Annotated in this window: 20 protein-coding genes and 1 pseudogene; 17 read left to right on the top strand and 4 right to left on the bottom strand. The window is 46.5% G+C overall.

Features of this window, described 5'->3' with window-relative positions; genetic code table 11:
* Nucleotides 1-63: 63 nt before the first annotated feature.
* The 4 genes from FN782_RS13400 to FN782_RS13410 all read left to right on the top strand — a co-directional run bounded on the left by FN782_RS13400 (nucleotide 64) and on the right by FN782_RS13410 (nucleotide 5,337).
* Nucleotides 64-3,198, top strand: coding sequence for an MMPL family transporter (locus FN782_RS13400; RefSeq protein ID WP_142506316.1), 3,135 nt, complete (start codon nucleotides 64-66; stop codon nucleotides 3,196-3,198).
* A 363-nt stretch (nucleotides 3,199-3,561) separates the two neighbouring features.
* On the top strand, nucleotides 3,562-3,726 hold the full coding sequence (locus FN782_RS16935) for a hypothetical protein (RefSeq protein ID WP_185956305.1): 165 nt from the start codon (nucleotides 3,562-3,564) through the stop codon (nucleotides 3,724-3,726).
* Nucleotides 3,727-3,731: 5 nt separating this feature from the next.
* Nucleotides 3,732-4,352: a DUF47 domain-containing protein gene (locus tag FN782_RS13405; RefSeq protein ID WP_185956306.1), complete on the top strand. Its 621-nt coding sequence runs from the start codon at nucleotides 3,732-3,734 to the stop codon at nucleotides 4,350-4,352.
* Nucleotides 4,345-5,337 carry an inorganic phosphate transporter gene (locus FN782_RS13410; protein ID WP_142506318.1) on the top strand — a complete coding sequence of 331 codons (993 nt, stop codon included), beginning with the start codon at nucleotides 4,345-4,347 and terminating at the stop codon, nucleotides 5,335-5,337. The genes FN782_RS13405 and FN782_RS13410 overlap by 8 nt, the downstream gene beginning before the upstream one ends.
* A gap of 65 nt (nucleotides 5,338-5,402) precedes the next feature.
* Here FN782_RS13410 and FN782_RS13415 read toward each other — a convergent pair whose 3' ends face one another.
* On the bottom strand, nucleotides 5,403-7,043 hold the full coding sequence (locus FN782_RS13415) for an FAD-dependent monooxygenase (protein WP_185956307.1): 1,641 nt from the start codon (nucleotides 7,041-7,043) through the stop codon (nucleotides 5,403-5,405).
* A gap of 165 nt (nucleotides 7,044-7,208) precedes the next feature.
* Nucleotides 7,209-8,147, bottom strand: a complete 939-nt coding sequence (locus FN782_RS13420) for an NAD-dependent epimerase/dehydratase family protein (protein ID WP_142506320.1) — start codon at nucleotides 8,145-8,147, stop codon at nucleotides 7,209-7,211.
* A 290-nt stretch (nucleotides 8,148-8,437) separates the two neighbouring features.
* Here FN782_RS13420 and FN782_RS13425 point away from each other — a divergent pair.
* The 7 genes and pseudogenes from FN782_RS13425 to FN782_RS16940 all read left to right on the top strand — a co-directional run bounded on the left by FN782_RS13425 (nucleotide 8,438) and on the right by FN782_RS16940 (nucleotide 13,764).
* Nucleotides 8,438-9,560 (top strand): annotated as a pseudogene (locus FN782_RS13425) (RNA-guided endonuclease InsQ/TnpB family protein).
* Entirely contained in the window at nucleotides 9,553-9,678 is a 126-nt protein-coding gene (locus FN782_RS17320; RefSeq protein ID WP_281285965.1) for a hypothetical protein, read from the top strand. Before FN782_RS13425 ends, FN782_RS17320 begins: the two are co-directional and overlap by 8 nt.
* Nucleotides 9,679-9,732: 54 nt before the next feature.
* The gene (locus FN782_RS13430) at nucleotides 9,733-10,569 is read left to right on the top strand and encodes an inositol monophosphatase family protein (protein WP_246064956.1); all 837 of its coding nucleotides are present in this window, start codon (nucleotides 9,733-9,735) and stop codon (nucleotides 10,567-10,569) included.
* Between the two features lie 69 nt (nucleotides 10,570-10,638).
* Nucleotides 10,639-12,054 carry a dipeptidase PepV gene (pepV, locus tag FN782_RS13435; RefSeq protein WP_142506322.1) on the top strand — a complete coding sequence of 472 codons (1,416 nt, stop codon included), beginning with the start codon at nucleotides 10,639-10,641 and terminating at the stop codon, nucleotides 12,052-12,054.
* Between the two features lie 10 nt (nucleotides 12,055-12,064).
* Nucleotides 12,065-12,733, top strand: coding sequence for an MOSC domain-containing protein (locus FN782_RS13440; RefSeq protein ID WP_221930191.1), 669 nt, complete (start codon nucleotides 12,065-12,067; stop codon nucleotides 12,731-12,733).
* Nucleotides 12,734-12,908: 175 nt separating this feature from the next.
* Nucleotides 12,909-13,517 carry an NUDIX hydrolase gene (locus FN782_RS13445; RefSeq protein WP_142506324.1) on the top strand — a complete coding sequence of 203 codons (609 nt, stop codon included), beginning with the start codon at nucleotides 12,909-12,911 and terminating at the stop codon, nucleotides 13,515-13,517.
* The gene (locus tag FN782_RS16940; protein WP_185956309.1) at nucleotides 13,507-13,764 is read left to right on the top strand and encodes a hypothetical protein; all 258 of its coding nucleotides are present in this window, start codon (nucleotides 13,507-13,509) and stop codon (nucleotides 13,762-13,764) included. The genes FN782_RS13445 and FN782_RS16940 overlap by 11 nt, the downstream gene beginning before the upstream one ends.
* Here the strand turns inward: FN782_RS16940 and FN782_RS13455 are convergent.
* Together FN782_RS13455 and FN782_RS13460 are read right to left on the bottom strand one after the other, a co-directional pair.
* Nucleotides 13,703-14,803: an AI-2E family transporter gene (locus tag FN782_RS13455; RefSeq protein ID WP_142506326.1), complete on the bottom strand. Its 1,101-nt coding sequence runs from the start codon at nucleotides 14,801-14,803 to the stop codon at nucleotides 13,703-13,705. The genes FN782_RS16940 and FN782_RS13455 overlap by 62 nt on opposite strands.
* A 357-nt stretch (nucleotides 14,804-15,160) precedes the next feature.
* Nucleotides 15,161-16,315: a cysteine desulfurase family protein gene (locus FN782_RS13460; RefSeq protein WP_142506327.1), complete on the bottom strand. Its 1,155-nt coding sequence runs from the start codon at nucleotides 16,313-16,315 to the stop codon at nucleotides 15,161-15,163.
* Nucleotides 16,316-16,571: 256 nt separating this feature from the next.
* On the opposite strand from FN782_RS13460, the gene FN782_RS13465 reads away from it, so the two are divergent.
* The 6 genes from FN782_RS13465 (at nucleotide 16,572) to FN782_RS13490 (ending at nucleotide 22,795) form a co-directional block, all read left to right on the top strand.
* Complete coding sequence (locus FN782_RS13465; RefSeq protein WP_142506328.1) at nucleotides 16,572-18,122, top strand: L-aspartate oxidase; 1,551 nt, start codon at nucleotides 16,572-16,574, stop codon at nucleotides 18,120-18,122.
* A complete protein-coding gene (gene nadC / locus FN782_RS13470) occupies nucleotides 18,088-18,936 on the top strand; it encodes a carboxylating nicotinate-nucleotide diphosphorylase (protein ID WP_142506329.1) in 849 nt (282 codons plus the stop codon). The genes FN782_RS13465 and nadC overlap by 35 nt, the downstream gene beginning before the upstream one ends.
* Nucleotides 18,933-20,039, top strand: coding sequence for a quinolinate synthase NadA (gene nadA / locus FN782_RS13475; RefSeq protein ID WP_142506330.1), 1,107 nt, complete (start codon nucleotides 18,933-18,935; stop codon nucleotides 20,037-20,039). Before nadC ends, nadA begins: the two co-directional genes overlap by 4 nt.
* Nucleotides 20,040-20,362: 323 nt before the next feature.
* Nucleotides 20,363-21,367 carry a type IV pilus biogenesis protein PilM gene (gene pilM / locus FN782_RS13480; RefSeq protein WP_142506331.1) on the top strand — a complete coding sequence of 335 codons (1,005 nt, stop codon included), beginning with the start codon at nucleotides 20,363-20,365 and terminating at the stop codon, nucleotides 21,365-21,367.
* Nucleotides 21,304-22,005: a hypothetical protein gene (locus FN782_RS13485; RefSeq protein WP_221930192.1), complete on the top strand. Its 702-nt coding sequence runs from the start codon at nucleotides 21,304-21,306 to the stop codon at nucleotides 22,003-22,005. The genes pilM and FN782_RS13485 overlap by 64 nt, the downstream gene beginning before the upstream one ends.
* On the top strand, nucleotides 21,992-22,795 hold the full coding sequence (locus tag FN782_RS13490) for a hypothetical protein (RefSeq protein ID WP_142506333.1): 804 nt from the start codon (nucleotides 21,992-21,994) through the stop codon (nucleotides 22,793-22,795). Before FN782_RS13485 ends, FN782_RS13490 begins: the two co-directional genes overlap by 14 nt.
* The last annotated feature ends 19 nt before the right edge of the window (nucleotides 22,796-22,814 follow it).

Consider the following 22,814-nt stretch of genomic DNA (forward strand, 5'->3'; position numbering starts at 1 on the left):
TAGAGGATTCGTATTCTTGCGGATTTCACACCATATTCTGTAGAGAAACCGGGAGAGGGGTGAGTGACGCTGAGACGAATCATTCGATGGAAATGGTGGATCATCATTGCTTGGATATCCGTATCCATTTTAGCGGTTGTTACAATGCCGGATCTGGGAGAACTGGTTCGGGAAAAAGGACAGCCTGGTATTCCGGAATCCTATTCATCCCAAGTTGCGGAAACATTGGAGAAGAAGTTGAATGACCCCTCCGTTCAAAAGAATGAGATATCATTTTTGGCTGTGTTTACGGGAGAAGAGCAAAAACTGTCGAAAAAAGAGGTACAGGAAATTGAACACGGGGTACGTGTGCTGAAAGAGCAAAAAGAGGAACTGGGGATCACCCAAGTTTTAACTCATTTCGATGAAGAAGCATTACAGGAACAAATGGTTTCCAAGGACGGAACAGCCATTCTTGTTTCGCTAACCGTGGAGCGCGGTGAACAGTCAGTAAAGGAAATACGGAAACATTTAGATGAGGTAATGGACACCATACCGGTAAAAAATTATCTTACGGGACCGGAGTTGATCAATGAGGATTTTGCCCAAACCACATTGGATGGAGTGCGGAAAACGGAATGGATTACTGTCGCCTTTATTATTGCCGTTTTGTTACTCGTATTTCGTTCCCCGCTTACACCTTTTATTTCACTGTTGTCAGTGGCAGCAGCCTATTTGATTTCCCTGGCTGTGGTTACCCATTTTGTGGAGCATTTTAACTTTCCTTTTGCTAATTTCACACAAATTTTCCTAGTATTAGTTTTGTTCGGAATTGGAACAGACTACAACATTTTATTGTTCTCCAGGTTCAAAGAGGAATTGGTTCGAGGAAAATCAGTGGCTGAAGCCATTGTGGAAACATATCGGACTGCTGGGAAAACAGTGGTTTACAGTGGGTTGGCTGTTTTTATCGGCTTTGCCTGTCTCGGTTTTGCCCGGTTTTCCATCTACCAGGCGGGGATGGCAGTGGCGATCGGAGTGCTTTTTCTTCTCTTGTCCCTTTACAGTATCGTTCCCACCTTTATGTCTCTGATGGGAAGTTCGGTATTTTGGCCGGTAAAACGGTTTCAGGGGCACATTGAAAATCGATTGTGGACGTGGTTGACAGCCAATTCCTGTAAGAGACCGCTAATTTCTCTATTGGTGGTCGGGCTTGTCACCTGTCCGATTCTGTTCTTTTATCATGGGAACCTTTCTTATAACAGTCTGGAGGAAGTGGATGATTCGTATGACTCCGTTCGTGGTTTTCAAACCGTATCCGATCACTTTCGTCCGGGTCAAACCATGCCGACTTCCGTTCTGTTGGAAAGTGATCAACCATTGGACTCCCAGAAATCCCTGGCTTTGCTGGATCAGGTGACCCAATCTCTGGCCCGGTTGGATGGGGTGGAAGCGGTTTATGGACCAACCCGTCCCAATGGGAAGATGATGGATGGTCTGTATATGGAGCAACAAGCAGAAAAGATCCAAGCGGGGATCGGGGAAACGGGTGAAGGAATCGAGAGGGTCAAGGGAGGATTAAACGAAGCAGCCCATCAAATGGAAATGGGATGGAATCAGGATGGTTCCCGTCTGGATGAATTGGCTCAGGGGAGTGAATCCGTTCGGCTGGGTCTCGTCCGGATTCAAAAAGGGATCAACGGGATTCAGAAAGGAATGGATAACGGGGTGAAAGGTGTTCGGCAGATTCAGTCCCATCTGAATCAGTTGGAATCAGCTATGAAGGAGCTAACCCGATCCACAAAACAGATATCGGAACGTTACGGCTTATTGAGTCAGGGATACAAACAATTGGGTAAAAAATATCAGAGAGCAGAGAAAAATGCAGATCAAGTTCAATCCGTTACCAACCAAATGCAGCAACATATGCAGAAGGTGGAACAAAAGTATCCGAAATTGCTGCAAGACCCGCATTTTCAAGCCTTAAAAAGAGCCCATTCCGGTTTGAAAAGCCAATTGGGTGAAATGAAGGTTGGATTGAACAGACTGAATGAACAGTATCAGCAGATGACAGAGACATTTGACAAAGCAAATAAGGGAATCAATAAAGTATCTGTGGGTCACCAAAAGATGTTGGGCGGTCTCCAGCAATTGAAGCGTGGAGCTTCACAGCTGAGAAAAGGATTGGAAAAAGGCGCCCAGGGTCAGCGACAGATCGCCGACAGTCTGTCTGCCATGGAACAAGGAATGGGACGGATCTCGAAAGGTATGAAAACGGTGACAAAAGAGGTTGGAGGATTAGAGGGAGAGTTATCCCGGTTAAAAACAGGGCTATATGGAAGTGCGGATGGACTGGGTCATATCACCCAAGGTTTGGAACAGGCTGAAACGTATCTTGGAGATCTATCAGGAACTCCGCAAACGTTTTTTGTACCGAAACAAGTGTTGAATGAAGAAGTATTTCAAAGAAGCCTGGATCGTTATATGTCAGATGATCGCAAGGTTATCAAATGGCAAGTGGTTCTTCATGGTGACCCTTATTCCAAACAGGCAATGGAAGTAGTCGATGACATGGATTCCATTCTTCAGGGGAAACTGAGAAACCTTGACCTGGGTGATACCCGTTACGGAATCGGTGGAATCACTTCCCAAAACCGGGACTTAGATGCCATTTCCACAGGTGATTTTAATCGGACAGCGATTTTCATGTTGTTGGGTATTTCAATGGTTCTTCTGTGGATTTTGCGCTCCTTTCGAAACACGGTCTATATTGTCTGTTCCCTTGTCCTGGCCTATTGTACGGCGCTTGTTACCACGGAGAAAATTTTTTCTGTATTATTGGATTACGATGGTCTCACTTGGACGGTTCCTTTCTTCTCCATGATCATGGTGATTTCATTGGGGGTAGACTATAGTATATTTCTGATGATGCGGTATCGGGAATATTCGGATTTTCCACCGGGAAAGGCATTTGTTCATTCTGCCAGAAGTATTGGATCGGTGGTCATCTCGGCAGCATTGATCCTTGGTCTTACCTTTGCTTCTCTTTACCCATCCGGTGTGCTCACCCTAGTTCAGATTGCTACCGTTGTTATCATCGGTTTGATCCTCTTGGCCTTTGTCATGTTGCCCATACTTCTTCCCGCCTTGATGTCTCTTACACAAGCGTTGCGCACTGTTTCGGAGCATCGTGAGGAGAAGCGCCATGGACCGTATTGAAAGGTGGGGAGCACATTGGGGATTGAACATTTCTGATCCATTAAACGTCATTGTAGCCTTTTTTGCGATCAAATAGGGGGATTTTTGCAAAACCGAAAGGAAACAAGAGGTCACTTTTACAAGATCGGCACCCTTTTTGGGTGCTGTTTTTGTGGGAAGCTTTTTGGTGAAAAGATAGATAGGAAACGGGTTCATGGGACAAGTTCCGCTGACAACTGACCGTTAAATGGTTTCGGGTGGAAATCATTGTTATGTGTTTTATTCCATGCAAAGAAGGAGGTCCTTAAAATGAAAGGATTGAAGGGTATTTGTAAATGAATGCGACAGGGCTCATTCAGCCAACGATATAAGGAGATAAAAACTGTGAATATTTCCAGTGGAGGAAACAAAAATAATGCTTTGGACTCTCAATCGATCGATAAATTTTCTTTTCTATTATCCCAAAAAAGATTATCATATGATGTGGTTGGTTTATTTATCTCTAAAAAAGGATTTGGATATGGTAAAAACTGTCCAATTAGGGGGTAACCGTGTTGTTCTTTAGTCGATCAAAAGACTCAGTGTTCTATCAGACGCTCGTGGAGGCGGCGAGTAACATCGTTGAAGCGACGCAATTGTTCCGCCAAAATGTTGAGACACTGGAACACAAAGAAGAGTATGCGGAGAAGTTGAAGGAATTGGAGAATAAAGGGGATGAATATACGCACATATTGTTGCATGAACTGAATCAAACCTTTATCACTCCAATGGATCGTGAAGATATCCTTCAATTGGCAGTAAAGCTGGATGATGTGTTGGATGGTGTAGAAGCCTGTGCTTCTCGGATTGTTTACTGTCATGTAGAGAAGACAACGCCCTATTTGATGCAATTTGCTGAGATCTTGGAACGGTCTGCGGAGTTTTTGCAGGAATCGTTTATCGCTTTGGAAAAACGCGATTTCACCAGTATACGTAAACATTCAGTAGAGATAAATCTCCTTGAAAACCAGGCGGATCGTCTGATGCGGGAATCTGTGGGTTCACTTTTTGAAGAGCCGAAAGACCCCATTGAGCTGATCAAGATGAAGGAGTTGTATGAGAAGCTGGAGGGTGTGAGTGATACCACCGAGGATCTGGCCAATGTATTGGAAAGTGTGGTTATGAAGTATGCTTGATCCGACGGTGCTGATCGTTTTGGTCGTCTTACTGGCACTGATCTTTGATTTCACCAATGGTTGGAACGACTCGGCCAACGCGATCGCCACTGTGGTCGGAACCCGGACGTTAACCCCAACAAAAGCGGTCTTGTTGGCAGCGGTTTTGAATTTGGCGGGTGCGTTCTTTTCAACGGCTGTTGCCAAGACGATTGGGAAGGATATCGTTGACCCGAACCATGTGACGCAAATGGTGATTGTAGCCACCCTCATGGCCTCAATCATCTGGAATACGGTTATGACGATTCTGGGTCTGCCCGTCAGTGCCTCGCATGGTCTGATCGGGTCTTTGGTGGGAGCCGCTGTTGCTTATAAGGGTTTTGCGATTGTGAAAACATCCGGTGTGACGATGGTATTGGTGGCTTTGCTCGTTTCTCCGTTGCTGGGGGGATTGATGGCTTGGGGATTGATGAAATTGATCCGGGGTATCTTTCGTAATCGTCCTCCTTCCAAAGTAAAGCGCCTCTTTCATCCCCTGCAAATTTTGTCGGCTTCATTTATGGCTTTTAGTCATGGTACATCCGATGCGCAAAAGGCAATGGGGATCATCACTTTGGCGCTTTTTGCCGGGGGATTTGTTGACAGTATAGAAATACCGTTCTGGGTGATTTTGTCTGCTGGGTTGGCGATGGCTTTGGGAACGGCGGTCGGAGGTTGGCGAGTGATCAAAACCTTGGGGATGCGCCTGAATCATTTGGATACACCCCACGGTTTTGCTGCCGAGACAGCTGCGGCACTCCTGCTTACGACTATTGCCAAGGTGGGGATTCCTGTCAGTACGACGCATACCATCACAGGTTCTATTATCGGTGTGGGAGCAGCGGAAAGGCTGAAAGGCGTACGCTGGGGAATTGCCGGTAAAATTATGTATGCTTGGATTTTTACCCTTCCCGGCACTGCATTGATGAGTTGGTTGATTTATCAGGTTCTCAGGGTATTGGAGTAGATTGTGACGGGCCTCCTTTTAAAGAAAAGGAGGCCATTTGTTTCTTGAAATAGAGAATGATGGAGTCAAACCGTCGCTTGTTCCTTGAGCCAAAGATTGATTTTTTCTAGAGCCGGTTCGGATTTCCAACTGGATAAATGGAAAGCGACGTAGCCATCCGGGCGGATGACAAGCAGATGACCCATTTTCATTCCCAGTTTGCTCGGCACTTCCCCATGGACATCAAACAGCATGGCGGGCAAATCCTTGAAAAGTTTTCGTGTGCCGCCTTTGCTAATGATGAAAGAAGAGAGTTGATCCTTAAAGTGGCTCTCCAGAGTATGGATTGTATCCATCACTTCAGAAAGGTGGGAGGCATTCAACTCTTCCATATAGTATAGGCAAAGAAATCGTGGTTTCCGAAGCAGTTCAAACAGACGGATTGTAGAATGGTTGTTGTTGAGAAAAATTAGATCGGGCACACGATCTCCGGCACAGAGAGCTGAACTGCTTATCAGGGGGTCCAGTCCCTTTTCTGCGTGGGGAGTGGACCGATAATGAACGGCAAGATTGGAGATTTGATTTAGGATCTTATCTTGCATCGTTTGGCTGGTAAGGACGCTTCTCCCCAGCCAATTGCGCACTTTTGTCCATGGAGGCTTGATCGTTAGCGCTTTCAGTGCACGGCTGGTTCCTTTGAGGGTTGCTTCAGCGATTGGATGGCGTTCCGTATGAAATGTATCCAGAATGTCCGGATGACCTTTCCCAGATAAGACCAGTGCCAGTTTCCAGGTAAGATTGGCTGCATCCTGAATTCCAAGATTCATTCCCTGTCCCCCTGCAGGATTGTGGATGTGGGCGGCATCCCCTAGGAAGAAGACAGGTCCATAGCGATAGGAGGGAACCTGGCGGTGGGCTGTCCCAAATTGTGTAAGCCATTGCGGATCAGTTAACTCAAATTGATGCGGAATAATGCGGTCAACACTTTCTTGCAGTTCAACCAAAGAGAGAGCATCCTGGTGAGGGAAGTGCTGTTTCGAGAAGTCCACAGTGATCACGCGATAGTGCTCTTCCTTGAAGGGAAAAAAGGCGGCTAATCCCCGTTCTGTCAGAAAAACGTTGATATAGGTGCTATCTAACCCATTGACCTGTACATCCCCAAGGAAAAAAGTAGTGTTTTCCCCCTCCCCGGAAAACGGTATGTTTAAATCTTTTCGGACAGGGCTGTGGGCGCCATCACAAGCGAGAAGATACCGGGCAATCATGGTCTTTTCTCTTTGGTTGGGGTCGATTGCGGTCACATGTACATATCCATCACGGATCGAGAGATGGGAAAATTCCCATTTTCGCTTCACTGATCCTCCCTGCTCGACGAGATGATTTTCCAGAATGGTTTCTGTTTTTGATTGAGGGAGAACCATCAGATATGGAAAATGTGTCTGCAAATGGGACCATTCAATTTTGGCCAAGGGAGTACCTTCAAAATGGAGTTTTGCTCCCGGAGAAGGAAATCCTTGCTTGATAAATCGGTCCACCAGTCCCATCTGATCCAAGGTTTCTAGGGTTCGGGGTTGAATGGCAAGAGCTCTGGATTGTTGAGAGGGTTTTGTTCGCTTTTCGATTATTTGAAAGTCGATACCCTGGCGAAGCAATTCATTGGCTGCCATCAATCCGGTCGGTCCACCACCAACAATTAACACATCGGTTGTCAATTCGGAACACATCATCTTTTTCCTCCCTTCATATTCCATCCTATCAGATATAGGAGCCCAAAATAAAGTGAGTACTCACTTTATTTTGGATTAGCGAAGGCTCATATGGTTTAAAGACGGATTTAACAGAAAAGAACCCATTCCTTGACGTAAGGATTGGGTTCTTTTATTGAGGTAGCGTTAGGAAATTTCTCCTTTGACGCACTGATGAAGCTCCCGAAGTTCTTCAATCCCTTCCCTGAGAGAAACTGTAGCTTCCCATCCCAAAATTTCTTTGGCCTTGGATGGGTCCAGACAGCTTCGTTTTACATCACCGTCACGCGGACCTTTTCGAAACAGGGGAAGTTCATGTCCAAGCACTTCTTGCATTAATTCATAGATTTCTTCCATGTGTATTTCCTCTCCAGAGGCAATATGTATGATTTCGTTTTCGCCTCGATCCAAAGCCAAAAGATTGGCGTAAGCCACATCGCGAACATGGATGTAATCACGGGTGGTTCCACGGGGCTGATCCGGATAAGCCATTAAAACGGAGGGTTGATTGGCCAGATAATTGTTGAAGAAGATTGGAATCGCACCGGATTCGCCATCGGCCTTTTGTCGGGGTCCATAGACATTGGAATAGCGAAGAACGGTATAGTTTAATCCATAGTGGCTGGAATAGAAATGAAGATATTTTTCTCCGATGTATTTGGAGATGGCATAGGGAGAAGTAAACTGGGGTTCAAGATCTTCAGTGGCAGGAATTTTATTGCCAGCCAATGCTCCACCTGAAGAAGCACAGATAATTTTATTTACCTGGTGCTTCACACAAGCTTCCAGTACATTCAGAAATCCCATCACATTCATATCTGCATCATATAGGGGGTCTTTTACGGAATAGGGTACAGACTTCTGGGCGGCGTGATGATTGATGATATCCGGTTGTTCCTGTTCTACCACCCATTCAAACTGTTCTGAACGAATATCCACATTGTAAAACCGGGCTTGATCATGGACCCGCTTTTTCTTTTGGGAACGGAGATGGTCCACAACGACGACTTCATGACCGTGTTGAATATATGTATCTACCACATGAGAGCCGATAAAGCCTGCCCCACCAGTAACCAGGACTTTCAATGATAAAGCCCCCTTTCAGGGTGATTATTAATATAATGTTACAGTAACATTACAAAAATATTACTGTCAACTGGGAAAAAGAGTGATAGCGCTGGGTTTCATGAAAATTGCTGACAGGAGACTCGCCAATTCATTGGCGTAGAGGAATGTCGGCGTTGTTCGGTATCCCCCTTATGGGGATGCATCGAACAACCATTTTTTCTACTGTTGTACCTCCCTTCTTAAATTTGACGCTTACCTTTCACTGAAAATTTTTATACAATCATCTTAATGAAAGGTAGGTGAAAAAGCTGCAATTCACCATCACAGCGAAGGTAAAAAATCAAACCCGATTTCGAACAAATCAGATTGTTAAAGGAGACGTTGCAGGCCTATCGGAACGGTTGCAACTTCGTTTCAGATCGGGTTTATCAAACGAGGAACCTTGTTCAAGCCTCCTTGCACAAGGGAACCTACCAAGATCTTCGTTCCGTCTATGACCTTCGTTCCCAAATGGCTCAGTCCGTAATGAAGACAGTGATTGCACGATACAAGTCCAATAAGACGAACGGTCATGACTGGTCAAAGGTTCGGTTTAGGAAACCGGAATACGATTTGGTTTGGAATCGGGACTATTCCCTTTTAGGTGGGATGTTCTCCGTAAACACGTTGCAAGGTCGGGTAAAGGTTCCTTTTGAAACAAAGCAAATGGAGCAGTTCTTCGATGGGACTTGGACGTTCGGGACAGCAAAATTAGTCTTCAGGAAAGGGAAGTTCTTTCTACATATCCCGGTGACGAAAGAGTTTCCAGATGCTGATTTGAATGAAGTTCGTAACATCGTCGGAGTGGATCTTGGATTGAACTTTCTTGCTGTAACTTACGACTCCAGGGATCTCACTGCCTTCTACAAAGGTCGGTATATCAAAGACAAACGGGCTCAATACAAACGTGTTCGCAAGTCTCTCCAACAGAAGCAAACTTCTTCTGCTCGTTGCCGATTAAGGAAAATCGGAAACCGAGAAAACCGTTGGATGACGCATGTGAATCATGCGATCTCAAAGGCACTCGTTGAACAGGCAGGGAAGAACAGCCTCATCGTGTTGGAAGATTTGGAGGGTGTCCGTTCCGCAACGGAAAAGGTTTGAAAGCATGACCGATGGTATACAGTAGGTTGGGCATTCTACCAACTTAGAAAGATGATCGAGTACAAAGCGAAGATGAACCAATCCACGGTGATTGCTGTTGACCCAGAATACACTTCTCAATCTTGCCCGAAGTGCGGTCACACTGAGAAATCGAACCGCAACAAAAAGAAACATATTTTCCAATGCAGAATCTGCGGTTATACCTCGAATGATGATCGTATTGGTGCCATGAACTTGCACCGTAAGGGAATGGAGTACCTTGTGCAGGAACTCGGTCAGCATGACTGATCGAGTGCGGGTAGTTGTCGACCTGCCCATGGTGTATCGTCAGTTTAAGGCAGGAGTCTATAAGACGTTTGTACTGCTGGACAGATACAAGCTTACCATTTTAATGGTGAGCAGTTGACAGGAGAAGAATGGTATATTAGAGTGGATCTTCAAAAACGGGAGGGGTGGGATATTGTCCACTTTAAATACGGCTGTGCAAGCTGCAAAAGAGGCCGGAAAACTGATTCGGCAAAAAGCTGCTGTTGCGAAACAGGTTCAGTATAAATCCTCCGCCCAAGATTTGGTGACAGAAGTGGATCAAGCTTCAGAGGCAATGATACGGAAACAGCTTCTGAGCCAATACCCTGAGCATGTGATTCTGGGAGAAGAAGGGGTGGAGCCCGGAGCGAAGGCTTCCAAAGAAGCCCTGGAGGAACACCGCGGCTGTGAACATTTGTGGATTGTTGATCCAATCGATGGGACAACCAATTTTGTTCATGGGTTTCCGATGTTTTGTGTTTCGATTGCCTATGCTTACAATCAGGAAGTGGTTGCTGGGGTGATCTACGATCCTCTGAGGGATGAGCTTTTTACTGCTGAAAAGGGAAAGGGAGCGTTTCTCAATGGAAAAGAAATCAGGATTTCCAATGAGAAAACGCTTGAAGAAAGTTTGCTTGCCACAGGTTTTCCAGCGGGTGACAAGGAGGCGCGACAACGAAACCTGGAAGGGATATTGAAATTGTCTCCTCTCTGTCGAAACATTCGCGCTGGTGGGTCGGCTGCTCTCCATTTGGCGTATGTAGCAGCAGGCAGATTAACAGGTTTTTGGGAGTTGGACCTCAATGCTTGGGATTTGGCTGCTGGAAGCCTGTTGGTGCTGGAAGCCGGGGGAGATGTGACAGATACGGCTGGACATGGGTATGACCTGGTGGTTCGCCATATCTCAGCCAGCAATGGTCATATTCATCCTTTTTTGCTGAATGCGCTGAAGGAAGCGCAAGCAACGGGTTTTGAAAACATGGTGAAATGATGCCGAAGAATATGTTGATGGTTGGCAGAGCGGGATACTTCACCATACATAGAACAGGGGGAATTGCTTTTGTCCATTCATTGGCAGCAGAAAATGGAGGCATATCGGGAAGAATTGTTGGAGCGGCTTAAGGAACTATGTTCGATTGAGAGCGTCTTGGACGAATCCACTGCCAAGACGGGAGCTCCTTTTGGTCAGGGGATTGCAGAAGCGTTGGATTATATGCTGAAACTTGGAGAAAAAGAGGGATTTTTGACCAAAAATATTGAAGGCTATGCGGGTCATATCGAATATGGAGAAGGAGAAGAGATTGTTGGTATTTTAACGCACCTTGATGTGGTTCCAACCGGTGAAGGATGGACATCCAACCCTTTTGAACCGGAAATTCGGGATGGCAAATTTTATGCCCGGGGTGTTCAGGACGACAAAGGTCCGGCGATCGCTGCCTTTTTTGCCTTGAAGCTGGTAAAGGAGTTGGGTCTATCCCTGAATCGGCGTGTCCGGTTGATTTTTGGAACGGATGAAGAAAGTCAATGGCGCGATGTGAAATATTATTTTGAACGGGAGCCGATGCCCGATCTGGCATTCACTCCTGATGCCGATTTTCCGATTATCAATGCGGAGAAAGGGTTGCTTGATCTCACGTTGTCCGGTTCTGCTGAAACGGCTTCTGCAATGAACGAAGGCGAGTGGAAGCTGGCTCGTTTTGAAGCGGGTCAACGACCCAATATGGTCCCGGATTTTGCTGCTGTCCGTCTGGAGGGCGACGGTGATGTATTTGAACTGAAGGAACAGATTCAGGATTTTCTCTTGACTCACCGAATCCGTGGATACGCCGAAGAGGCAGATGACCATCTGATGTTGGTGATGGAAGGCGTGGCCCATCATGGGTCGGAACCGGATCAAGGTGTCAATGCGGCCTATTGCATGGCACGTTTGCTTAGGGGAATTCAATTGGACAAAAATGGTAATCGCTATATTTCGCTTATCCATGACCTGTTGGATGACAGTTATTTTGGAGAAAAACTGGGGATTGCCCAGGAAGATGAACAAGTGGGACGACTGACGGTAAATGGAGGAGTCTTCCGTTATGAATCCGGAAAAGGACAGCATGTAGAACTGAATATTCGATATCCGATCTCCGGAGATATGGAGTCCATACGGAATCAAGTGGCGGAGAAAGTTCATCCCTACGGTTTGGAGATTACACATGTAGACCACAAACCGGGTAACTATGTTCGTCCGGATCATCCTCTTGTCAAGACATTGCAAAACGTTTACGAAGAACAGACAGGAGAAAAGGGGGAGCCTTTTTCCATCGGTGGAGCCACGTATGCTCGCGCTCTGCGTCCTGGTGTGGTCTTTGGACCCTTGTTTCCCGGACATCCGGAGAAAGCCCATCAAAAAGATGAGTTTATGGTGGTGGATGATTTGGTGAAAGCAGCCGCTTTGTATGCACAGGCGATTTATGAATTGGCAAAGTGAGGTGGGAAACATGGACAGGCGTAATGGGGGACGGCTGCAATCTCTTCAGGTGGGGAAACCCCGTACCATGGAATTGCCAAACGGGAAGCCTTGGCATAGCGGAATCTTTAAACAGCCGGTTGAAGGACCTGTCCGGCTGGGAAAAACCAATCTGGAAGGTGACGGACAGGCGGACCTTAAAAACCATGGGGGATCCGATAAAGCTATTCTTGCCTATGCTGTGCGACACTATGACACTTGGCAGAAGGAACTGGGGATTTCTGAGCTGAACTATGGGATGTTTGGAGAAAATTTTACGGTGGACGGTTTGGATGAAGAAACGGTCTGCATTGGCGATGTCTATCAGGTGGGTACAGCACGACTTCAGGTCTCTCAATCGAGAATCCCGTGCTGGAAACTGGATCAGCGCTGGGAAGTGAAAGGGATCGCAAAGCGTATCACCGAAAACGGGAAAAGTGGCTGGTATCTTCGTGTCCTTGAAGAAGGCGTTGTGGAAGCGGGTCAGTTTTTGACGTTGATTGACCGCCCCGTGCCCCAATGGAATATTCAGGCGGTCAATGATATTCTTCACCGTCGAAATCAGGATGCAGAAGCCATTCAGGAGTTATGTGGTCTGTCGTTATTGGCGGACAGTATGCGAAAGATCATGAAATCCCGGTTGAAGTCGATGCGGGATTGACGGTGCTTTCCAAATATAATCGGTTGATTAGATTCATCGTTTGTCCCAAAATCCGAAGTAGCCGGAACGAAGGGAGAGCGCAAAGGTAGCCTGGCAGAGTATTAAAAGGGGTTGAAGGAATCTGAAGCATACAGAAGGGGATCAAACTGCAAATTCGGTTGAGATATTGGACGTAATGGACGCCAATCGGAATATCATTGGAACGGCTGATCGGGAGTGCGTTCATCGGGAGGGACTTTGGCATCAAACGTTTCACTGTTGGCTGTTTAGGGAAGAAAAGGGGAAAATCCGGCTTCTGCTTCAATTGCGCCATCCGGATAAAAAAGCGCATCCCAACCATTTAGATGTGACTGCCGCTGGTCACCTGCTGCACGGTGAACAAATCTCAGATGGGGTCCGGGAGTTGGAAGAGGAGTTGGGTATTAAGGCACATTATAGAGCTTGCATTCCGTTGGGGATCTGGAGAGAGGAGATCATTGGAGATGGGTGGATTGACCGGGAATTTATCCATGTTCATCTGTATGAATGTCATGATCGAATCCAAACCTTTCAACTTCAACCGGAAGAGGTTTCTGGATTGTTTGAGGTGGAATTGCCATTGATGGAGCAATTGATCCAAAAAGAAAAGGTTGAGGCGGAACTTACCGGAACCATCCAGTTGGAAGATGGAAGGCATCGAGAAGAAAAACGAAGGGTGACACTTCAGGATTTTGTTCCTTATTCTCCAGGTTATTACCAAATGGTGTTAAAGGCATTAAAAGAGATAACGGGCGATGAAAGATAAAAAGCCGAGACTGCTGACAAAGGCAATAAGAGGGGGATTTCCGGCGGAGCATCCTTTTCCGGCAATCCAGCAAAAAGAAGCGGATTCATTCCACTTCTTTTTGCTGGAGAAAAGAGATGCGGAAACGGATATCACCCCTTCACACTTTTTCATGAACCTCAAGCCGGATCTCCCGGCTAAAGTTTTTAATTGGAAGTACCTGCATTTCGACGGTTTCGAAGGCGAATCAGTCGGTAGGTGTGGCTGACGACCACCTTGAGAACGGCATAGGTGGGGACGGCCAATAACAGTCCGAGGAATCCTCCAAGGCTTCCAGCCACCAGCAGGAGCAGGATGATGGTGAGAGGGTGAATATTGAGTGTCCGTCCCATCACCTGGGGAGAAATAAAGTTTCCTTCCAGTTGTTGAACCAGTACCGTTACAATCAGTACTTTTATAACCATAAATGTAGAGTCAACGTCAATGAACGCAACGATCAGGGCAGGGACGGTTCCGATCATGGGACCGATAAACGGGATCACATTGGTAAACATAGTGATCAATGCCAACAGCAGGGAGTAATCCAGGTCGATGATCAGGTAGCCGATATATACCAGAATCCCCACACAGATACTGACCAGCACTTGTCCCTGTATATAGGAGCTGATCGCTTTGTCCATATCCGTCATGATTCGCCGTCCCTCCGTTCGTTGCGTGGATGGCAACAAGCGGAGTATCTGTTTGGGGGCTTGTTCCCCTTCTTTCAGCATATAAAACAGGATAAACGGCACAGTGACAAAGACAACAACGATGTTGGCCAAAATTCCAAAGAAGTTGGCAATATTCGTCACAATGGTGGTGATACTGCTGCTCAGAAAATCCGTAAAGTCCTGAGTCAATTTCTCCAAGTTCTTCTCTTCAAAGTATTCTCCCACCCATGGATTTTCCTGAAGTTCCACCAGCCGAGCTTTCAGGCTGTCAATCAGATCCGGAAATTCGGATACAAGTCGGGTAACTTGCTTGGAAAGAAGCGGACCGACCAGAAAGATAAACAGCACGATAACCCCGATAAAAAGCAGGTAGATCAAAAGGATGGAGTAGACTCGTTGAACCCCTTTCGTTTCAAGAAAATAGACGATGGGACGAAACAGGTAATAGAGAACTCCAGCGCAGAGAAAAGGGAAAAATAATGTTTGAACCAGAGCTACCAGCGGATGAAAGAGGAACTTGATCTTCATTCCCACAAAGATGATCAAAAATAACAACAGAATTCCATAGCCGATTCGAAAAAATTTCGTTTGAGGCATTGGAAACACCTCCCTTTTAAAAATGAGTCATATCAACAAGATGTCCAATCGAACGTCTTTTGTAACCATTTTACAAAAAAACCGCAAACCGGCTGGGTTTACGGATCGTCGGGCACCGGAAGGTCAACCAAACAGGGTGACGATATGCCATCTCGGTGTCCGGTGATACCGGATATACATACTACTCGCTTTTTTCTATCTCATCAACAGGGTTTCCCTACAGGATGATTGTACCAAAAACAGACGGAATATACGAGTCAGATAGAGAAGAAGAGGATACAAAGTTAGAACTTTTTTCGACAACCTCCAAAAGCTCTACAGGTTGATCACCCACTCTTCTCTTCTGTTCAAGGTTTCTCAAAGCACAGGAAGCCTGGATCGGAGCTCTTCAATGGATGTTTTTAATCGCTTTACCAATTGATCGATTTCCTCTTCTGTTGTGTCTGGACCCCAGGTGATTCGCAGACTTTGATAGGATTCTTCATCGGATAGCCCCATTGAAGTGAGTACATGGGAAGGGTGTTGTTTTCCGGAACTGCAAGCGGAACTGGTGGAGACTGCAACATTTCTCCGGTTGAGCTCCAGCATCACCGCCTGACCTTCCAGCCGGTCAAAGCGTATATTTAAATGATTAGGCAGGCGATCATGAGGATGTCCATTTAATTGAACATCTCCAATCTCCTGATTGATCCTTTCCCACAACAAGTTTTGGATTCGAGACATCACACTGGACCGATTGAGCACGTCTGTGGCAGCCAAGTGACAGGCTACTCCCATTCCAACGATTGCGGGTACATTGAGGGTTCCGGGGCGTAAGCCGCGTTCTTGTCCTCCGCCAAAAAGATTGGGTTGAAGACGAATGCCGTTTCGGAGATACAATACCCCTATCCCTTTTGGGCCCCCTATTTTGTGACCTCCGATGCTGAGGAGATCAACACCTAGCTTTTGTACATCAACAGGGAATTTTCCGAAGTACTGTACCGCATCTGTATGAAACAGGATACCCTTGTCTTTTGTCAGAGCTGCGATTTCCTGGATGGGCATCAATGTCCCCACTTCATTATTGGCTGCCATCACACTTACCAGAATCGTTTCTTCGCTTAGGGCCTGTTCCAGCTCTTTTATTCGGATTTGTCCGGTTTTGTCCACAGGAAGATAGGTCACCCGAAATCCTTCTCGTTCCAGCTGTCGACAAGCTTCCAGGACAGAGGGGTGCTCCACTTGGGAGGTGATTACATGATTTCCGCGCTTTCGCCGCTTCCGGGCAGCCCCTAAGACAGCCATATTATTGGCTTCTGTTCCGCTTCCGGTAAAAATAATTTCCCTTGGTGAGGCATGGAAAGCTTCAGCAATTTCAGTCCGAGCTTGTTCCACCAAAAGTTTGGCATGTTGTCCGGGATCGTGAAGACTTGCCGGATTGGCTGGATCTGCTTCCAACGTGCGAATGATCGCCTCTCGGACTTCCGGGCGAAGAAAAGTGGTGGCTGCATGGTCAAAGTAGAGTCGTTTCATTCGTGTCTTTCCTCCTTTTTCTCCTTTTTTATCGGTAAAATAAGGAAAATCAGATTTGATTATAAGCGTTCGACGAACCAAACAATGCGTCTGGATCAAATGTGTACTTGCATTTTATTATAGCGGATGAATGGTGGGTGCAGGGAGGAGTTGTGAAAAAATGCTCATGGAATCCAATTTACTGTTGACAAAAGAGATATTACTGAGAAAATATAAGTGATTTCGTTGTGACAAATATGTGAAAGGAATCACAAAAATGAAACAGCTGGCAACGGATTTTGTCGTGGTGGGAAGTGGACTTGCGGGTCTTCAGACGGCTTGGCAGTTAGCTCAATATGGAGAGGTTCTTCTTTTTACCGGGGCTGAGGAGGAGGCCGGCAACTCTTTTCGTGCCCAAGGTGGAATTGCTGCCGCAGTGGGAAAAGAGGATTCCCCTGACCTTCATCGGGAGGATACGCTTCGAACGGGCGCGGGGATGTGCAATGAGCATGCTGTGGATGTACTGGTGAAGGAGGGGCCTCATGTTGTTGAAGGTCTTTATAAACTGGGCATTCCCTTTGACCGGACGGAAACAGGCTGGGCTTTGGGGAGAGAAGGTTCTCACAGCGTTTCCCGGATTCTTCATGCATCAGGAGATGCCACTGGAGCAGTTATGGTACAAACGCTTTTGGAACACATCCGAAAACACTCCCGGATTCAGATTTTGGCGCATACACGGGTGACTGACCTTGTAGCCGAGGAAGGCGAGTGTTATGGAGTTTTGGCAACGAACGGCCAAGAAGACATGGTTTGCAGTGCACGGGCGGTTGTATTAGCCACCGGAGGATGTGGTCAAGTGTTTCGCTATACCACGAATGACCCGATGATCACCGGAGATGGGTTGGCCATGGCCTACCGGGCGGGCGCTGTTCTCAGAGATATGGAATTTATCCAGTTTCATCCCACCGCACTGGCAGTGGAACAGAATCCGATGTTTCTTATTTCTGAAGCGGTGAGGGGAGAGGGTGGAATCCTTATCAATGATGATGGGGAAGCGTTTATGGAACGGTATCATGATTGGAAAGACCTGGCTCCTCGTGATGTGGTTGCCAGAGCCATCTATCAGGAGATGCAGGAAGGTCGTAAGGTGTTTCTTGATGGTCGCCGTTTACAGTGTACGTTTTCCGAACGGTTTCCCACCATTTATGCCCACTGTCTTGCAAACGGAATCGACCCTGAGCGGGACCCCATCCCTGTTACACCAGTGGCTCACTTTTTGATGGGTGGAATCCAGACGGATACATTTGGACGATCTACTGTACACCGATTATTCGCTGTAGGAGAAGTGGCCTGTACAGGGGTTCATGGGGCGAACCGACTTGCCAGCAATTCGCTTCTGGAAGGAGTGGTCTTTGCCCGGCGGGTTGCAGAGGCGGCACAGTCTCTATCACCTCAAAAGCATTCATCCCTTCCCACTGTCGATTTAAATAGATGTAAACGTGAGCAGAATCAGAGCTTGGAAGTTTGCACCATCCGTCAACTGATGTGGGAATATGCGGGAATCATTCGAGATCGAGACGGCTTAATGTATGCATTAGACGCATTGAAAGCGATTGGGAAAGATTTGTCAAAAAGAGATTGCATCGGTCAAAACATGATTACTGTTTCACAAATTATTTTGGAATCTGCTTTATATCGAAGAGAGAGCCGGGGAGGACATTACCGGAGAGATTATCCGATTGAACGTAAAATATGGGGAAACAGACGGACTTGGGTCCGGAGGGGGGAGCCTGTTGAATCCGTTGCATTTGAAAAAATTAGTATGTGATGCATTGAACGAGGATTTGGGTCCAGGAGATTGGACCACCGACCTATTGGTATCAGAAAATAAGCGGTCTGCCGCTGTTTTTCGAGCGAAAGAAGAGGGAATCATAGCGGGATTATCTGTGGTGGAGGAAGTATTTCACCAGTTGGACTCCGACGTTCATTTGATTCGTGAAGTGGAAGAGGGAGACACTGTTTCCCCTGGTACAATCTTGGCACAGGTGGAAGGAAAAACGCGGAGTTTGCTTACTGGAGAACGAGTGGCTCTTAATTTTTTACAACATCTTTCAGGGATTGCGACCACTACTCGTCAGGTTGTAGATCTTCTGGACGGTTTGGATTGCCATGTGCTAGATACGCGGAAAACGACACCAGGTCTTCGGATGCTGGAAAAGTACGCTGTTCGAGTGGGAGGAGGAACCAATCACCGCTATGGACTCAGTCACGGTGTCATGATCAAGGATAACCATATTGCCGTTGCTGGAAGCCTTTTTGAAGCGGTGAAACAGATCCGGGAACATACAGGTCACATGGTGCAGGTTGAAGTGGAAGCTGATACATTGGAACAGGTAGAGGAAGCGCTTTCTTTAGATGTGGATGCCATTTTGCTCGATAATATGGGCCTGCAAACCCTTCGACGGGCAGTTGCTATGATCAGCGGACGTATTTGGACAGAAGCATCTGGAGGAATCACTCCCAAAACGGCACGAGCTGTGGCAGAGACGGGAGTGAATGCCATTTCTCTGGGGTGGTTGACCCATTCTGTCTCAGCGATGGATATCAGTATGGATATATACAGTAAGGAGGAGTCCAAGTGAGTCTCGAACAATTGCTGGTGAAAAATACATCCCTGCCGGAAACCTATCGAAATCTTTCCGATCAAGTATATGATGAGCGAATTCAACAGGCAAAGGATCGACTGAGTCAGGAATTGGTGATTATGGGTCATCATTATCAACGGAATGAGGTGATCCGCTTTGCTGATTTTACCGGAGATTCATTAGAATTGGCCCGAATCGCTGAAAGACAGAAAGAAGCGCGTTATACAGTGTTCTGTGGTGTGCATTTTATGGCGGAGACAGCGGATATCCTGACTGATGACGATCATATTGTGATTCTTCCCGATATGAAAGCCGGGTGCTCCATGGCGGATATGGCGGATATTGATGAGTTGGAAGAAGCTTGGGAAGTGATGCAAGAGGAATGGGGGGACACCATCATCCCCGTCACTTATGTCAATTCTACGGCAGCCATTAAAGCCTTTGTGGGACGACACGGTGGGACCACTTGTACTTCTTCCAATGCATCCGGCGTACTCAAGTGGGCTTTTTCCCGGAAAAAGCGAATCCTATTCCTGCCGGATCAGCATTTAGGTCGAAATACGGCTTTCTCCATGGGCATTCCCTTGGAACAAATGGGGATCTGGAATCCGATTCAAGGTGATTGGGAAGAGATCAAGGGATCGATGGAAGATATTCGCGTTTTGCTGTGGAAAGGTCACTGTTCGGTTCATACGAAATTTACAGTGGATCAAATCAAACGCGTTCGGGAGCAGGACCCGGAAACAAAGGTGATTGTTCACCCTGAATGTACCTTTGACGTGGTACAGAATGCCGATGAAAACGGATCGACCAGTTATATCATTCAACAAATCAAAAATGCACCCGCCGGGAGCAAGTGGGCGATTGGAACAGAGGTGAACTTGGTTCAACGCCTCGCTGAGAATCATCCTGAACAACAGATTCAATTGCTTAGCCGGACAATGTGTCCTTGCCTTACAATGAATCGGATTGATCGTCCCCATCTTCTGTGGGCATTGGAAAGCTTGGTGGAAGGTCAGCCGGTGAATCAGGTTTCTGTGGACCCGGAGACTACTTATTGGTCTCGAAAAGCATTGGAACGAATGCTATCGATTGTATAAAAGCCAAAAATATCAATGCTTTAAAACCCAACCCATTCTCTGAAGGGTTGGGTTTTCCTCTTGACTTCCTGTAAACTATATCTAACGAACAAAAGAATGTAGAGTGGAATTGGTTGTTTCTTTGTTACAGGTTAAAGTTTTAACTACATACGACTTAAGAGTGTTTTTATTCAGGATAAGGATTAGATGAAATGGACTATTTTCGATTTGGATAAAAAAAAAGAAAATAAATACAAGGACTTTTGACCCTTTGAATCAAAATTTTGAAGGATAATGACAATGGGTCGTACATCTCAATCGTATGGATAAAGGAGTTAAAAAGAATGGCTCTGTTTCCACGTTATGCCCTGGGAATGGAATGGACGGACTCTTTATTGAAATTGGTAGAAATGAAACGGGGATTTCGTCGGGTTCGCCTGATGCAATATATGGTTCATCCCCTTTTCAAGGAAGAGATGGCTCAACAGTCAGAAGTGGATCGAGAGGAATGGATTCAATCCGTCCGAGAAGCGCTGGCTGACAGGCGTTTCAAAACACGAAACGTCCATTTGGCTTTGGGAAATCGCCATGTTGTCACTGCAATATGGAAAATTCCAGAAATTGATTCAAACCGGATGCGACGATGGATCGAAAAGAAGGTGATTCCAATGTGGAAACTCCCTTTTGATGATCCATATTTTGATTACCAGCCGATCGGCCATGTCTGGCAAGAAGGGGATCAACAGGAAGTGATGGTGGCCGCAGTGTCCCGTTCCCTGGTGGAAGAACGGGTGGACCGAATCCGATGTTGTGGTCTTGAACCTGTTTCCATTGACCTTTCTGCATTGAGCCTTCAACGTTGGCTGGACTATTCCGACGACAGTCTATTAGATCATATGGCTACATTGCAGTTTTTCAGAAATGGGGTGGACGTAAATCTGTTTCATCGTGGTGTATTTCAGGGGGGGAGGTTTGTTCCGTTTGAAATGGTGCGCTTTATGAAAAATGATAACCTGACAGACATGAATTCCATGTCCCCCATGCTGGCAGATCCGGAGCAAATTCAGGATTATGGGGAGACGCTTTTGGAAGTCCTGGGAAAGGAGGGGCCGGAATGGATGAACCTAGAGCTGTGGAAAAAAAGCCGAGTATGGGTTCTGACGGGGGAGGGAATCGATCTGAAACAGCTCATGATGTGGTTGCAGTCCAAGGAGACACCTCCGGTTCGGATGGCGACGGAGGCGAAGAATCTCATGAGCGAGAAACTGAGTCTAAAGACGTCTCGATGGCTGGGAACCACCCTGTCCGTTCCCTTGGGGGCGGCCCTGACCGGCGTACAAAGCCGTTGAACCTGTTGCCGCCACTTCCACCGGGAAGACGGTATTTTCGGTCTGGCTTGCTCATTATTTTTCTCTGGTTGATTCAGATGGTTGCTTTGGGTGGATGGCTTTACATGGAAAAGTCCGCAGAAGTGGATCGTCTGTTGGAAGCGCATCAGCCCCTGGAGAAATCGGATCTGGAAGCGAGAGAAAAGGTGGCTGCTTATGAGGATTTTATGAAACAGCACGGTTCCAAAATCCAATACAGAAAATCCGTAGAGAAATTAGAGGAAAGAAGGGTACTTTGGTCAGAAGGTTTGCGTTTAGTAAATGAAAAGCTCCCCGCCGGGACGGAGCTGTTTCGATCCGAAGCCAATGGACGGAGGATGGATGGATGGGCTGTTTTTTCCTCAGGGTCAGAAGCGGCTCACTTCTTGGAATCTCTGAAAAAAGATGTACGTGTCAAAGGGGTTTTTTTGGATTGTTTCGGTACAAACTGTGCCGAAGATGCCCCCTTGGACAAAAAGGAAGATGGAAAGAAAATTCTCCACTTCCATTTTACATGGAAGCTTCGTTCGGATCAGGATGGACAATCTCCCTCTTCGACATCTGATGGTGGTGGAACCATTCAGGATCAAAAGCCGGGGGTGGACAATGATTTGGAATAGGAAGCCGAAACCGTATCGTCCGATCGGTCGATGGAAGAATGGTAAAACGCTTTTTTTTATCTGGGCGGGAGGAACGATTCTCATTCTCTTGGCCACACTGACCGCACTTTATCCCTTTCTGTCCACTGCTCGCCAGGTACAGGCAGAAGAAGCTGAAATCAAAGCCTTTAAGGAGAAACACCATAAAATTTTGCATCCCGAATGGCAACCACCTGTGAAACCGACTGAAGGGGAACTGTCCGCCCTCCAGGAAAAGGTTCCACTTGAGGCGGAGCCTGCTAGATTGATCATCCAATTGCAAAAAGCAGTAAAAGATTCTGGAGCGAAGTGGGTGGAATTTCGAACAGCAGAAGATATCTCCAATCTTCAAAAACGGGAGGAAGAAGACGGGGAAAATTTACAAAAGAAAAGGGAACAGATGATCCCTTTACTTCCTCGAGATTCTCATCTGCATCCTTATTGGGCCGATCTTTATGTTGAGGGAACGGAATCAGAGCTTCTTTCCCTATTCGGTACCCTTCATCAGATGCAACGAATCATTTCTGTTCAGGGCTGGGAGTATATAGCTAATGATAAGAAGCCTGGCAAAATTCGCATTCGATTGGTTTGGTATGTCTATCAGGATTCCAAACTGAAAGGTTTGCCAACATTGCCGGATCTGCAGATACCAAAAACAGATGAATCAGAAGAACGTGATGAGACTTCATCAGAAAAAAAGGAAACAACAGATGATGAAACCTTCAGTCAGGAATCGGACGGTACGGGTCAACCGGATATCAAAACTGAATGACAGAAAAGACCCACTCTTT

The sequence above is a fragment of the Melghirimyces algeriensis genome, from assembly GCF_900182565.1.
GTDB lineage: Bacteria > Bacillota > Bacilli > Thermoactinomycetales > DSM-45169 > Melghirimyces > Melghirimyces algeriensis.

Coding starts and splice junctions, on each gene's coding strand:
- FN782_RS13465 (WP_142506328.1), top strand. CDS start 16,572: ATGAAACAGCTGGCAACGGATTTTGTCGTGGTGGGAAGTGGACTTGCG.
- FN782_RS13490 (WP_142506333.1), top strand. CDS start 21,992: ATGATTTGGAATAGGAAGCCGAAACCGTATCGTCCGATCGGTCGATGG.
- FN782_RS13445 (WP_142506324.1), top strand. CDS start 12,909: ATGGACGCCAATCGGAATATCATTGGAACGGCTGATCGGGAGTGCGTT.
- pilM (WP_142506331.1), top strand. CDS start 20,363: ATGGCTCTGTTTCCACGTTATGCCCTGGGAATGGAATGGACGGACTCT.
- FN782_RS13455 (WP_142506326.1), bottom strand. CDS start 14,803: ATGCCTCAAACGAAATTTTTTCGAATCGGCTATGGAATTCTGTTGTTA.
- FN782_RS13485 (WP_221930192.1), top strand. CDS start 21,304: ATGGCTGGGAACCACCCTGTCCGTTCCCTTGGGGGCGGCCCTGACCGG.
- FN782_RS13460 (WP_142506327.1), bottom strand. CDS start 16,315: ATGAAACGACTCTACTTTGACCATGCAGCCACCACTTTTCTTCGCCCG.
- FN782_RS13415 (WP_185956307.1), bottom strand. CDS start 7,043: ATGATGTGTTCCGAATTGACAACCGATGTGTTAATTGTTGGTGGTGGA.
- FN782_RS16940 (WP_185956309.1), top strand. CDS start 13,507: ATGAAAGATAAAAAGCCGAGACTGCTGACAAAGGCAATAAGAGGGGGA.
- FN782_RS17320 (WP_281285965.1), top strand. CDS start 9,553: ATGACTGATCGAGTGCGGGTAGTTGTCGACCTGCCCATGGTGTATCGT.
- FN782_RS13440 (WP_221930191.1), top strand. CDS start 12,065: ATGGACAGGCGTAATGGGGGACGGCTGCAATCTCTTCAGGTGGGGAAA.
- FN782_RS13410 (WP_142506318.1), top strand. CDS start 4,345: ATGCTTGATCCGACGGTGCTGATCGTTTTGGTCGTCTTACTGGCACTG.